General features: G+C 36.4%; 11 protein-coding genes and 1 riboswitch. Of the genes, 5 read left to right on the top strand and 6 right to left on the bottom strand.

Features of this window, described 5'->3' with window-relative positions; translation table 11 throughout:
• Window positions 1–88: 88 nt before the first annotated feature.
• Both rluD and pgeF read left to right on the top strand, forming a co-directional pair.
• Window positions 89–1,063 carry a 23S rRNA pseudouridine(1911/1915/1917) synthase RluD gene (gene rluD / locus GYY69_RS02815; RefSeq protein ID WP_174796323.1) on the top strand — a complete coding sequence of 325 codons (975 nt, stop codon included), beginning with the start codon at window positions 89–91 and terminating at the stop codon, window positions 1,061–1,063.
• Between the two features lie 5 nt (window positions 1,064–1,068).
• Entirely contained in the window at window positions 1,069–1,839 is a 771-nt protein-coding gene (gene pgeF, locus GYY69_RS02820) for a peptidoglycan editing factor PgeF (protein ID WP_194240586.1), read from the top strand.
• Window positions 1,840–1,985: 146 nt separating this feature from the next.
• On the opposite strand, the gene GYY69_RS02825 is transcribed toward pgeF, so the two are convergent.
• The 3 genes from GYY69_RS02825 to queD form a co-directional block, all read right to left on the bottom strand.
• Window positions 1,986–3,071 carry a DUF1176 domain-containing protein gene (locus GYY69_RS02825; RefSeq protein WP_174796324.1) on the bottom strand — a complete coding sequence of 362 codons (1,086 nt, stop codon included), beginning with the start codon at window positions 3,069–3,071 and terminating at the stop codon, window positions 1,986–1,988.
• 86 nt (window positions 3,072–3,157) lie between these two features.
• Entirely contained in the window at window positions 3,158–3,772 is a 615-nt protein-coding gene (locus tag GYY69_RS02830) for a 7-carboxy-7-deazaguanine synthase QueE (RefSeq protein ID WP_174796325.1), read from the bottom strand.
• Complete coding sequence (gene queD / locus GYY69_RS02835; protein WP_174796326.1) at window positions 3,769–4,197, bottom strand: 6-carboxytetrahydropterin synthase QueD; 429 nt, start codon at window positions 4,195–4,197, stop codon at window positions 3,769–3,771. The genes GYY69_RS02830 and queD overlap by 4 nt, the downstream gene beginning before the upstream one ends.
• A gap of 3 nt (window positions 4,198–4,200) precedes the next feature.
• A riboswitch (PreQ1 riboswitch) is annotated at window positions 4,201–4,246 on the bottom strand.
• Between the two features lie 286 nt (window positions 4,247–4,532).
• Here queD and clpB point away from each other — a divergent pair.
• Together clpB and GYY69_RS02845 are read left to right on the top strand one after the other, a co-directional pair.
• Complete coding sequence (gene clpB / locus GYY69_RS02840; RefSeq protein ID WP_174796327.1) at window positions 4,533–7,103, top strand: ATP-dependent chaperone ClpB; 2,571 nt, start codon at window positions 4,533–4,535, stop codon at window positions 7,101–7,103.
• A gap of 801 nt (window positions 7,104–7,904) precedes the next feature.
• The gene (locus GYY69_RS02845) at window positions 7,905–9,491 is read left to right on the top strand and encodes a hypothetical protein (protein WP_174796328.1); all 1,587 of its coding nucleotides are present in this window, start codon (window positions 7,905–7,907) and stop codon (window positions 9,489–9,491) included.
• A 593-nt stretch (window positions 9,492–10,084) separates the two neighbouring features.
• Here GYY69_RS02845 and pgm read toward each other — a convergent pair.
• The 3 genes from pgm to GYY69_RS02860 form a co-directional block, all read right to left on the bottom strand.
• On the bottom strand, window positions 10,085–11,722 hold the full coding sequence (gene pgm, locus GYY69_RS02850) for a phosphoglucomutase (alpha-D-glucose-1,6-bisphosphate-dependent) (RefSeq protein WP_174796329.1): 1,638 nt from the start codon (window positions 11,720–11,722) through the stop codon (window positions 10,085–10,087).
• A 103-nt stretch (window positions 11,723–11,825) separates the two neighbouring features.
• Complete coding sequence (locus GYY69_RS02855) at window positions 11,826–12,329, bottom strand: replication initiation regulator SeqA (RefSeq protein ID WP_174796330.1); 504 nt, start codon at window positions 12,327–12,329, stop codon at window positions 11,826–11,828.
• Window positions 12,330–12,351: 22 nt separating this feature from the next.
• Window positions 12,352–12,537, bottom strand: a complete 186-nt coding sequence (locus tag GYY69_RS02860; protein ID WP_174796331.1) for a hypothetical protein — start codon at window positions 12,535–12,537, stop codon at window positions 12,352–12,354.
• Window positions 12,538–12,703: 166 nt separating this feature from the next.
• Between GYY69_RS02860 and GYY69_RS02865 the strand changes: the two genes are divergently transcribed.
• Entirely contained in the window at window positions 12,704–13,204 is a 501-nt protein-coding gene (locus tag GYY69_RS02865) for a glycine zipper 2TM domain-containing protein (protein ID WP_174796392.1), read from the top strand.
• Window positions 13,205–13,343 lie beyond the last annotated feature (139 nt).

Genomic DNA, 13,343 nt, shown 5'->3' on the forward strand with positions numbered 1-13,343 from the left:
TTTTCAATCCAAATATAATTAAACATTAAAGGCGATGATTGGTATATAATACTCTAAAACAAAACAGCTTAAAATAGATAAATTACACATGCACGAGTTAAAATTATCAACTGAAATAGAACAAACCCAACTAGGGATGCGTTTAGATCAAGCATTATCAGCGCTTTTTCCTGATTATTCACGTTCAAGAATAAAAGATTGGATTGTGAATAATAAAGTTACTGTCAACGATGTTATCGTTAATAAACCCAAAGAAAAAGTGCTTGGTGGTGAGAAAATAATAATCAATGCTGAAATCGAAGAAGAAACCTATCATCAACCCGAAGATATAAAACTCAATATTGTTTATGAAGATGACGATATTTTAGTGATCAACAAACCCCGCGATTTAGTTGTACACCCTGGTGCTGGTAATCCTGATGGTACAGTATTAAATGCCTTATTACATTATTATCCCGATATAGCCCGAGTACCACGGGCAGGTATTGTGCATCGTCTAGATAAAGATACAACGGGCTTAATGGTTGTTGCTAAAACCATTATGGCCCAAACACACTTAGTTGAATCACTCCAACTGCGTGAAATTACGCGTGAATATGAAGCGGTTGTTATGGGTATTATTACTGCAGGTGGCACGGTTGATCAGCCTATTACGCGCCATCCAACCAAACGCACCCATATGGCAGTATTTCCAACGGGGAAACCTGCGGTCACCCATTATCGAGTAATGGAAAAGTACCGTCTACATACACGCTTGCGCTTGCGCTTAGAAACAGGTCGAACTCACCAAATTCGTGTGCATATGGCACATATTGCCCACCCATTAATTGGTGATCCACTTTATGGTGGGCGTCCAAGACCGCCCAAAGGCGCAAGTGAATCGTTTATTCAAACCTTACGCGATTTTGACCGCCAAGCATTACATGCTACCATGTTACGCTTATATCACCCTATAACAGGCGAACAAATGGAATGGCATGCGCCTATTCCTGATGATATGCAAAAACTGATTCAAGCATTGCAAGAAGATACTGAACAGCATAAAGATGAATTAGATTGGTGATAAATATGATTAAATCGATTTACCCATATTGGACAGCACCCAAAAGCATACATGCGTTTACCTCAACACGAACAGGTGGCGTTAGTTTAGCGCCATTTGCGAGTTTAAATATGGGTGATCGAACTGGTGATAATCTAGAGCATATTGCTGAAAATCGTCGTCGAATCACTCAAGTCGAACAAATACCAAGCGAACCGTATTGGTTAGTGCAAACCCATAGCACTATAGCACTAGATATATCACAAATTGCCTTACAAGCACCCAGCAGCAATATCAATTCCTATCAAACTTTTGAAGCTGATGCTTCATATACTAATCAACCAAAGCAAGTCTGCGTGGTATTAACCGCAGATTGCATGCCAATACTCTTTTGCACAAAAACAGGCGATGAAGTTGCTGCCGCTCATGCCGGTTGGCGAGGATTATGTAACGGCATATTAGAAGAAACCATCAAAAAATTTTCAAGCTCACCATCAAATATCATCGCTTGGATGGGGCCGGCAATTAGTGCCAAAAAATTCGAAGTTGGTCTTGAAGTTAAACAGCAATTTGAAAAAGTCGATCGAAAAGCACAAGAAGCATTTAAATTAATCAATCCAACTGAACAAAAATATCTAGCCAACCTCTATTTAATTGCTAAACAACGTTTACAAGCGCTGGGAATAACACAGATTTTTGGTGGTGATTATTGTACTTATACTGAACAAGATAAGTTCTTTTCTTATCGGCGCGAAAAGAGAACCGGCAGAATGGCATCAATGATCTGGTTTGAATAAAAGGTGGTTTTTCAGCTAAAAAATGTCAACTTTTATCTATGGTTATAAAGTAAGCATAGTATAAAATCGGCGGTAAAATGCTAATATATAAAGCGTACAATGTCTAAACCGCCTGTAAACCCCGAAAACTTTTTATTACTTAATTGTTACTTTATTTTGCTAACAAAAGAAGGTAATTCCCAAGCTCCACCATCAAAACCCAAGCACTCACCTGTGCTGATATCAGAAGAAAGGATAAATTTATGCCCATTCCAAGTCCAACTAGATTTTTCTAAACAATCTCCCTCACCTCTAAGCTTAGCAATACTAAATATTGTTCCATTTTTGTATGAATTACCTTGGCTATTTATAAATTTTATATTTTTATTGCTTGGTTTAGCTGTGTTAGGGATTATCCAATAAGCGTTGCCTGAGTTATATGCACCAAACCAACATAAAGTTTCAAGTAAGTTGTGGTGATTATCTAATTTGATTAATCGAAATCTTTTATCATATCCTTGCATTTCATCATAATAAGGATTTTCCAATTCATAAGCATGACACTTAGCCTCATGTATATAACGTTTTTTGAATTGAGGAAATATTTTGGTTACTTCAGCGATATTAAGTTCTTCACTTTGTTCTGGCTCAATTACTTTACCTTTTATTATAGTAGGTACAGGTATTGGTGCATACACGTTTGATTCATTTTTATTGCCATGTGCGACAATTGCACCAACTGTACCAATACGACCTTGTTTTTTATCCATTTTTAACATAACGTCATCAAATCCACTATTAGTAAAGGATGATTTGCTTCTATTGTTACGGAATATAACCTCATTATTTTTTGTAAACGCCTGAATAACTTTTGTGGCTTGATGTTGTGATAACTGATAAATATTGTTCCGTATTTCTTTTAATTCACCGAAATATTCTTGATTAATGAACAGAGCCAATGAATTGTCTAATTGTTGTGTGTCTTTAATTTCGATATTTTCTTCACTATTTTTTGTTCTAACATAAATTTCAACTGGTTGATTAGCGCCCGCTTTTCGCTCAAATAATATTGATGATTTTATCAATCCTGTATCAGACATATCGCTATATTCTATAACACGACAAGTTAACGTATTATCACAAACCATATCCCAAGCTATGGCTGGAGTTGAAAACACAGTTAAGAATAAATAATAGTAAAAACGCATGGTGTTTAATTTTATAAAATGGGGTATGAGGGATAGTATAATCATAATTTTAATCAAATAATAGATTAATTATTTGATTAAAATTAATAAAAACTGTTGTTATTTAAGTATTAATATTTGATACTAATCTATTATTCTATATTGGCAAATTTATGGGTTTGCAGACTTAATAGCCATTTATTATCTATACGGTATTGATTGATTTTTCCTAGAAGATCAATTGTCTCAAGCATATTCATTTCGCCATTTTTTTCACAAGGTGAAAGATAATAACGTTTAGCATTAATCTGTTTTTCAATATATTGGCAAAAATCAAGAAAATCATCATGTTTTTCTGTAACAATTCGGACTTCATTTGCTGTTGTTTGCTTAATTTTTTGATAATGTGATTGATAGCAAAATTTGGGACTAAGTGCTATATAATCAATAAGCGGATCAACTTTGCCAAGTCCATTACTTTCAATGGCAATAAAATAACCTGCATTTTTTAATGATAACAGCAGTTCGGGTAGCGCTTTGACCATAGTGGGTTCGCCGCCAGTAATGATAATGTTTTTGCTGTTATATTCACTCACTTTAGCAAGCAGTGTATCTAACGTAAACCGGGTAAATTGGCGGAAATTAGTATCACACCAAGCACAATTTAAATTGCACCCAGCAAAACGGATAAAAACAGCAGGCATGCCTGTATTATAACCTTCGCCCTGTAAAGATTCGAAGATTTCAACGATGCGAAATTCGATCATTTTGGGCTCCGATGATATTCACAATACGAAGTTGGTGTTTCCCATAATTTGATCATCGAAACAGGCAAATATTGAGACAGGCGATCAAATATAAATTTGCTCATTCCTTCGGCAGTAGTTCGGCATGGAAAGGCAAAGATTTTGCGCTCCATTTCTTGCAGTAATGTGGCGATACGGCGCTCATTTGGGTTATTTGGGTTGTAAAGATAAGCGTGATCCAGTGGATCAATAATATGCTGTTTAACAATCATTTTTAGATCAGCATAATCCATGACCATGTCTTGACTTGAACCATTATCGATAAGGTCACCGCTAATTTCGACTAATAAGCGATAAGTATGACCGTGCAGATTGTGACACTTTTTATTGTGCCCATCTAGCATATGACAGGCGTCAAATTGAAACTCTTTAGCTATTTTGAACATTTTATATTCCTAGTTTTTTTACGTGGGATGGGTTACGAACCACGGTTAGCTAACCTAACAAAATAAAGGCGCTAATATAATAGATAAAAGCTGAGTTGTCATCTTGCAAGTTTTATTTAAAACAACATTGAGTGGTAATTGATTGAATTGCGGTAACCTTTATTTTTGAAGCTAGTGAAGCTTTAAATACTTGCTCATCTTGCTGTATAAATTTTATAAAAAATATTCTGGATTTGCTCTTGAAATTTAGATTGCAACACACATTTAGATCACATGCAAATGGGTTGAATGTGTTAAACATTGAATCCAAATCTATTGCTCAGGAGATAAATACTATGAGGTTAGATAAATTAACAAACAAGTTTCAACAAGCTTTAGCTAGTGCGCAGTCTATTGCATTGGGTAAAGACAATCAATATATAGAGCCTGTGCATGTCCTATCAGCCATGCTTAATCAAGAAGGTAGCAGTATAACACCATTATTGACTACTGCTGGTGCAAATATTGCTATTTTGCAACAAGAATTAACGCAAGCTATTGATCGATTACCCCAAGTTCAAGGTGTTGGTGGGGATGTTATGCCATCGCAAGAGTTTATTCGCGTATTAAATCTATGCGACAAATTATCCCAAAAAAATGGCGATAGTTATATATCATCAGAACTCTTTATATTAGCTGCTTTAGAAGACAAAGGTAGCTTAAGTGATATTCTTAAAAGATCGGGTGTCAATAAAGACAAATTTAGCCAAGCAGTCAATCAAGTAAGAGGTAGCGATAACGTGAACGATCCTAATGCAGAAGATCAACGTGGTGCTCTTAAAAAATATACCATTGATTTAACTCAACGGGCAGAACAAGGTAAACTTGATCCTGTTATTGGTCGTGATGAAGAAATTCGCCGAACAATTCAGGTATTACAACGCCGTACTAAAAATAATCCGGTATTAATTGGTGAACCAGGTGTTGGTAAAACCGCCATTGTGGAAGGTTTAGCTCAACGTATTGTTAACCGCGAAGTGCCTGAAGGATTGCGGAATAAACGCGTTTTATCGCTAGATATGGGCGCATTAATTGCGGGTGCTAAATATCGTGGTGAATTTGAAGAACGGTTAAAAGCCGTGCTTAAAGACTTAGCAAAAGAAGAAGGTCGCATAATATTGTTCATCGACGAAATCCATACCATGGTTGGTGCAGGTAAAAGTGATGGTGCAATGGATGCTGGTAATATGCTAAAACCTGCATTAGCTCGTGGAGAATTGCACTGCGTGGGCGCAACAACACTTGATGAATATCGTCAATATATCGAAAAAGATCTGGCGTTAGAACGTCGTTTCCAAAAAGTCTATGTTGCCGAGCCAACAGTTGAAGATACTATTGCCATTTTGCGTGGATTAAAAGAACGTTATGAATTGCATCATCATGTACAAATTACCGATCCAGCAATTGTGGCGGCGGCAACGCTATCGCATCGTTATATTTCTGATCGTATGTTGCCTGATAAAGCAATTGACTTAATTGACGAAGCCGCATCGAGTATTCGTATGCAAATGGATTCAAAACCTGAATCTTTAGATCGACTTGAAAGGCGCATAATTCAACTTAAACTTGAGCAACAAGCGCTTAAAAAAGAGTCTGACGATGCCAGTAAAAAACGACTTGAGATGTTAAATGATGAACTTTCTGAAAAAGAAAAGGAATATGCATCACTTGAAGAAGAATGGAAATCAGAAAAAGCAGCTGTTTCGGGCACGCAAAGCATCAAAGCTGAACTGGAAAAAGCGCGGACTGAAATAGAGCAAGCACGTCGAGCTGGCGACTTGAGCAAAATGTCTGAATTACAATACGGTAAAATACCAGAGCTCGAAAAGAAACTTGTTTCAGCAACTCAGTTAGAAGGCAAAACCATGAAGTTATTGCGTAACAAAGTGACCGATAACGAAATTGCCGAAGTGCTATCTAAAGCGACAGGTATTCCTGTTTCTAGAATGCTTGAGAGCGAAAAAGACAAATTATTACATATGGAAGATGCTTTACATAAACGTGTCATTGGCCAAAATGAAGCGGTATTAGCGGTTGCTAATGCGATTCGCCGTAGCCGAGCTGGGCTTTCAGATCCAAACAGACCAATTGGATCGTTCCTATTCTTAGGACCAACAGGGGTGGGTAAAACCGAGCTTTGCAAATCACTGGCTAACTTTATGTTTGATAGCGAAGATGCCATGGTGCGTATAGATATGTCAGAGTTTATGGAAAAACACTCTGTTGCTCGCTTAATTGGTGCACCTCCGGGTTATGTTGGTTATGAAGAAGGCGGATACTTAACAGAAGCAGTTAGACGTCGACCTTATTCAGTCATTTTACTTGACGAAGTCGAAAAAGCGCATCCAGATGTCTTTAATATCTTACTGCAAGTTCTGGATGATGGACGCTTAACCGATGGCCAAGGTCGCACGGTTGATTTTCGTAATACCGTCATAATTATGACATCAAACTTAGGATCTGACCTAATTCAAGGTCAAGTTGAGCTAAGTTATGACGAAATGAAAGCGTTAGTGATGACAGTTGTTGCTAAACACTTTAGACCAGAATTTATCAATCGTATTGATGAAACAGTGGTCTTCCATCCACTTGGTCAAGAAAACATCAAAGCGATTGCAAAAATTCAATTAGCACATGTTGAAAAACGTTTAGATGAACGTGGTTACCAATTGGATATCTCGGATGCGGCGTTGGAACAACTTGCTAAAGTCGGCTTCGACCCAATTTATGGAGCAAGACCACTAAAACGCGCGATCCAGCAAGAGATTGAAAACCCATTAGCGCAACAAATATTGTCTGGCAAATTAGTTCCAGGAAAAACTATCCATTTGGATCTTGTTGGCGATAATATTGAAGCTAAGCAGTAATTAACCATCAAATGACAAACCGACCTTTTGGGGTCGGTTTTTTATATCAGAAATAGACAATCCAGCCCTTGGTTCAGAAGAAAGGGTATATGTAAAAGAATGAGTTTTGACTGAATTTTTAAAGGTAGTATTATTGAACGTGATTTAGTAGTTCAGCGTACTTTAAAAAATTGTAATTTTAAAAACTTTCATATTATTAATATGAGAAAAGTAAACAGTGGATTGTTACTATCAATTTATAACATGGTAGATAGCTTTATAAATAAAATAAGCAATGGTATTTTACTATGGCAATATGAGCTAATTAAAGGTAAATATCATTCTAATTCTTCACAAGCAACATACCGTTGGACCAAAATACACAAACTTAAATAGTTTAAACCATTGTTTTTTGCCATCCAAAGAGATGTTGGGAATATTTGCACAAAAAAATATCATCTAAGACTTTCTCTTACAAAATCTTTAATTTCAAATTTGCAAAATCCCATTAACTTATTTATACTTCGAAAAAATTTAAAATAAAACAAATATATATCATGATAGAAGGATTGAAAACATGTTAAAATACAGTTATTTAGAGGCCAGCCCACCAGTTAGCTAGCCATAAAGTAGTTTTAATACGGGAGCAATTTTTTGGTTGTAAGTAATCCAAATTCACCAATACCTTTTTATTCAAAAACAAACTCAAATTTAAGTGTAAATTTAAAGACCCATTCAAAGGCAAATACATATTTATCAATAAAATCCTCAAGATTTTTATTTCCATCGTTTTTTGTAAAGCCAATATTTATTAGCATAAATATGTTATTAATGTCCAATGTCAATATAGTTTCAGCCTTAAATGCGACAACTTCTAAAGAGATTCATGGTAGTGCACCATATTTAACCTTTGATAGTGGAATGACAAAGATAAATGATACTAATTCATTATTAGGCATAAGTTTATCAAGTGGAACAATAATAAAAGCGAATGATGATGTTTCAACTATCACAAATCCGATAGAGTTACCGCAAACCTCAATAAGGTTTAGTGATATAAAAACAGTGGTACCTTTACCAACGGCAGGGAATAGTGATTATCCGCGCATTGATTTAAATCAGTTAATTGGTGCTCCCTATTATTATTTTGGTGATGATGATGGGGATGCAGAAACAGGAGCTAGTGCTACAGGAAGTGTAACAATAAAATGGGAAGACAGCGCTGATAACGATATAACAGCAAGCGTAAAAGCAAATCCAACCGGATTATTAAGTACATCATGTACTGCAAGTTATAAAATAACAGTAAAATCGACTTCAGGTGAATTATCAACACGTTACGGTATTCCAAATACAAGTACTTTTGATGCAAGTGAACATATATATTATATAAAACCGAATCGAAACAATATGGTACCTTGTTCTGTTGAATATGCGCAACCTAATTTAGCATATGATAATACTTCATGGGGTGATGCAAGTGTTGATATGGACGGACCGACATGGTTTGCTAATAAAGGCTATAAGGTACTGAGCACATCAAATAGTGGAAATTATAAAGGTGCATCTTCCATAATCAGAAATAACTTTCCAAGCACTGGGGCGCACAATTTATTTTTTTATTTGTTATTTAAAAATATAACCCCAGAGGAAGTATTAATTGCCAATGGCAATATTGTTACTGCAGAAGAGGGAGGAAATGTAAGTTTAACACTTAGTGCCGAAAGCACTCAAGGCTGGAGATATAAAACAACTCGTGGCTCTGGAATATATGGTCATATCGAGCCAGGCTTAAAGATAACCTTGAAAGGTCCGCGATATAACACGCCGGGGGATAAAAGTTTTAAACCCGTAACATTTAGACTATATGCAGATAAAAGTAAAAGCAAGTTATTATACGAATTTAAGCTAATGCGCTGGTATATCGCACAGCCAGAAGTTAGCTATAGCGGAACCGATGATGGTGTGGATGCTCGGAATCGAGTCAAAGACTATTGTCAGAGTTTAGGGAGTGGGTATCGATTACCCGAAGTGAATGAGTACACAAACTCGAACTATCCAGCGCATGGCTGGCGTGGGGGAGTACCTGGTCGAAATGAAAATACTTATCGTCGTCAATTAAGTTACCTAGAAAGTGCAACAAAGTGGCAAGGAGGTATATTCAATGAATGGGGATGTTTGGTAAATAATTTGAACGCGGAGGCAATTGACTCAATTCGCTGTAGTGGTTATCCAGGGAGTGACTGGGATGTATATGAAGGGTATTGGAGTGACAGTGTGGCAAAGAATGCGACCGGTAGTGATAGTTATAATGGAAAAGGGCTTATGATTTGGGGAAGTCATGGGATAACCGATCCTTATGATCAAAATTCCACTTATGCTCTTCGCGCTGCTTGTGTAGCACCATAACAAAAAAATAGCTGGAATATTAAGACCAAAAGTAAATTTTTCTGGGAAAAATTTGAACATCAGAGTAAAGAAAAGATGGTTTTGAAAAGATAAGTATTATGGATGATACAAATAATAAAGGGGGGGGATTTTTTGCAAAATTCCCCCCCTTATTCGGATGTTATCACAGTAGCGATTTTACAACAAATGGATAACACGTCCGAAACCTAGCTGAAACTAAATAGACTTTAATCAAAATATAAATCCCCCAAAAATTTTCCGTAGTATGTTGATTTTATTAAGAAACATTGAATTAAAGCTTAAATAAAATCAAAGCTATACCTGAATGGTTTTTATACAAAAATACAATAATTTTTACAATACCGAAAGGTGCGAATATGGTTGTTTTATTTTTGCGTCGGGATGTATCAACAATAAAGCAAGATTAGCACATTAAGCAAGGCTGTTTAGTAAGGGAGTTGAGGGATTTCGCAAATTTCCAACCCAGAATTTGACACTAATGTTATTTATTTCATCTAATAGATAAAATATCCAAAAACCAATTTAACCAACTTTAATAAAAAAATAGCAACCATACGGCTGCTATTTTGCGATTATTTAATTACTTTAGCTACAATTTCTTGTGCTTCTTGCTGTAGTGTATTTAAATGCTGGTTGCTTATAAAGCTTTCTGCATAAATTTTATAGGCATCTTCTGTGCCTGAAGGGCGAGCGGCAAACCAGCCGTTTTCAGTGATCACTTTTAGCCCTCCAATTGGTGCATTATTTGCTGGTGCGGTGGTTAGGCATTGGGCGATGTTTTCGCCTGCGAGCTTGTCGGTAGTTAATTGGCTGGCATCTAGTTTGGCTAGTTTTTGTTTTTCACTAAACGATGCGGGTGCTTGGATTCGTCCGTAATAAGAAAAACCAAATTTAGCTTCGAGTTCTTGATACTGTTCTTGTGGGTTTTTACCTAGTTTCGCGGTCATTTCGGCAGCAAGTAGGCATAAAATAATACCGTCTTTATCTGTTGTCCAAACTTTGCCATTGGATCTTAAAAACGATGCGCCTGCGCTTTCTTCGCCTGCAAAGCCGAGTTTGCCTTGATAAAGTCCATCAGCATACCATTTAAAACCAACTGGGTATTCTAAGTACTGTTTGTTTAAGCTATTTGCCACACGGTCAATCATTGAGCTTGTGACAAGTGTTTTACCAATGGCGATATTTTTATGCCATTGTGGGCGGTTTTGGAACAAGTAATTAACACAGGTTGAAAGGTAGGCATTTGGATTCATTAACCCTTTAGGCGTCACAATGCCGTGACGGTCAAAGTCGGTGTCATTGCCAAAGGCTAGGTCAAATTGGTCTTTTAATGTTAATAACCCTGCCATAGCCCAACGACTTGAGCAGTCCATGCGAATGACCTCGTCATGATCTAAATGCATAAAGCTAAAGGTTGGATCGATTTTATTATTGACAATATTGAGGTTAATACCATATTTTTCAGCAATTCGTGGCCAATAAGTAATGCCTGCACCACCAAGTGGATCAACGCCAATTTTAAGTGATGATGATTTGATAAGCGATAGATCTAAAATATTTTCAAGGTCATTAATATAGTCGGTTTCGTATTCTTTGGTGTGGATATAATTTGAATTTATAGCTTTATCTAAGGTAATACGTTTTACGCCTTTGAGTTTGTTTTTTAGTAGTTCGTTAGCACGGTTTTCTATTTGTTTGGTGATGTCGGTATCCGCAGGTCCGCCATTGATTGGATTATATTTTATGCCACCATCTTCAGGTGGATTATGCGATGGGGTAATGACAATGCCGTCTGCCAGTTGCGATTGTTTGCCTTCATTATAGGTTAAAATAGCATGTGAAATGACAGGCGTTGGCGTATAGCCCCAATCACGCGCTATAACCACTGTTTGTTGGTTAGCAGCAAACACTTCAAGTACTGATTTTAATGCGAGTTCTGACAAGGCATGGGTATCTTGACCAATAAAACATGGGCCTGTGATGGTGTTGGCTTTGCGGTATTCGGCAATGGCTTGGGCAATGGCTAATATATGTACTTCATTAAATGTACCTTTGTTAGCACTGCCGCGATGACCAGATGTACCAAAAATAACTAATTGGCTAGCATCATCTGTATCAGGTTGGATTTGGTAATAGTCATTTCGTAATGTTTCAACGTTAATAAGATCCGATGGTTGAGCTAACAATCCTGCGCGGCTTTGCTGGGCCATTTTTTACTCCTTTTCATAAAATAAGATTTTATAATAGCTAACTACGTGAATTGCTTGAGCTCATATCGCGTTTTTAGCTTTATATTTGCTTTTCAGTATTCTGTTAAGGTAAAAAAGCGTTGGTGACTTGGTGTATCATAGTTTCAGATATTCCCATATCACTCATTATTGATTCAATAATATACAGCTTTCTGGCCGTATTAGTATTGCTAATCACCCAATAAGGTGTGCCAATGATTTCGCGGGGTTTAGTGTTTTTGCCCGATTTTTCGAGTAATTGTTTATCTTTGGCTAAATATTGTCGCTTACTACCATGTAATGATGTGGCAGCAATAGCAAAAAGTGCAGGGTTATAGTTATACAGTGCACTAAGTAATAATATAAAGCGACTTATTATCGATTTTTCGCTTGTGAATGTGTCGCTAGTTAATAAGTCATTAAAAAGAGGATAATGATTTTCCTTTTGTGCGATAGTATGTTGTTTTGCCAACGTAGGTTGGTTTATGTTCAATAAACGTCGTAATATACTTGATGCATCTTCGCCAATGTGTTTGGTTTGGCCTGCAATAAATTGGTATAGTTCTTCGTCGATTTCGATAGTTTTCATTATGTTACATATGCCTATTAGATTATTTTACGGGACATTTTAAAGCCGGAATCTTGTCAAAATGTGTACCATTAGCCGGTTTGTTATCTAAACAATCATTCGATGGCTGTTCAAAGACAGCACTATCGTTTTTTTTAGGCGATTGATTAGCATCATGGCAGGCAGTTATCATAACCGATAATATTAATTGAAAAAATAACCGTTTCATATATCCAGTGTATGCTTGATAAAATATTGCGCTGAGTATAACTCAACTTAAGTATAAATTGTATTGGCTATTGATAAAATAATGAAAATGATATTGTTGTTTTTATAAAACAATATTATTCTAAACCATATATAACAAATTTATATGAATATTATATGAGGAATCAATTATGAAAAAAATCGTCACATTAACTATTTTAGCTGCAATTTTATCTGGATGTAGCAATAGTGATCTTTACTCCGGCGATGTTTATACTGCAGATCAAGCAAAACAAGTTCAACAAGTGAGTTATGGTACAGTTGTTTCAGTACGCCAGGTTAAAATTCAAGCTAATGCGTCAAATGGTAAGAGCGAAAATATAGCAGGTAGTATAGGTGGTGCTGTGTTAGGTGGCGTTTTAGGTAATACTATTGGCGATGGTTCAGGACGAGTATTAGCTGCTGCTACTGGTGCTATTGGTGGTGCAATTTTAGGGGATGCAATTCAAAATAAAGCTAGCCAAGCTAGTGGTGTTGAGTTAGAAATCAAGCAAGAAAATGGTTCAAATATAGTTATTGTCCAAAAGGGTTCGGTTAATGAGTTCTACGCTGGGCAACATGTTCGTTTAGTTACTAACGGTAAGCAAATTAGCGCATCACCACGTTATAATAGCAGTCCAAAAAAATAATAGTTAATTTTTATCTTAAGCTGTGGGCATATTGTCCTTAGCTAACAGTCACTTTCGCTCATCTTGATGGTGAGCGAAATACCTCACCTATCAACTAACTTGATTCAATTGTCATTGTTGCTTGCATTTTGTCCATAAT

This window comes from Gilliamella sp. ESL0250, assembly GCF_013345045.1.
Taxonomy (GTDB): Bacteria; Pseudomonadota; Gammaproteobacteria; order Enterobacterales; family Orbaceae; genus Gilliamella; species Gilliamella apicola_H.

Excerpts from the sequence above, each read along its gene's own strand:
- clpB (WP_174796327.1), top strand. The coding sequence starts at position 4,533 with ATGAGGTTAGATAAATTAACAAACAAGTTTCAACAAGCTTTAGCTAGT.
- pgeF (WP_194240586.1), top strand. The coding sequence starts at position 1,069 with ATGATTAAATCGATTTACCCATATTGGACAGCACCCAAAAGCATACAT.
- GYY69_RS02860 (WP_174796331.1), bottom strand. The coding sequence starts at position 12,537 with ATGAAACGGTTATTTTTTCAATTAATATTATCGGTTATGATAACTGCC.
- GYY69_RS02825 (WP_174796324.1), bottom strand. The coding sequence starts at position 3,071 with ATGATTATACTATCCCTCATACCCCATTTTATAAAATTAAACACCATG.
- pgm (WP_174796329.1), bottom strand. The coding sequence starts at position 11,722 with ATGGCCCAGCAAAGCCGCGCAGGATTGTTAGCTCAACCATCGGATCTT.
- GYY69_RS02845 (WP_174796328.1), top strand. The coding sequence starts at position 7,905 with ATGTTATTAATGTCCAATGTCAATATAGTTTCAGCCTTAAATGCGACA.
- GYY69_RS02855 (WP_174796330.1), bottom strand. The coding sequence starts at position 12,329 with ATGAAAACTATCGAAATCGACGAAGAACTATACCAATTTATTGCAGGC.
- GYY69_RS02830 (WP_174796325.1), bottom strand. The coding sequence starts at position 3,772 with ATGATCGAATTTCGCATCGTTGAAATCTTCGAATCTTTACAGGGCGAA.
- queD (WP_174796326.1), bottom strand. The coding sequence starts at position 4,197 with ATGTTCAAAATAGCTAAAGAGTTTCAATTTGACGCCTGTCATATGCTA.
- rluD (WP_174796323.1), top strand. The coding sequence starts at position 89 with ATGCACGAGTTAAAATTATCAACTGAAATAGAACAAACCCAACTAGGG.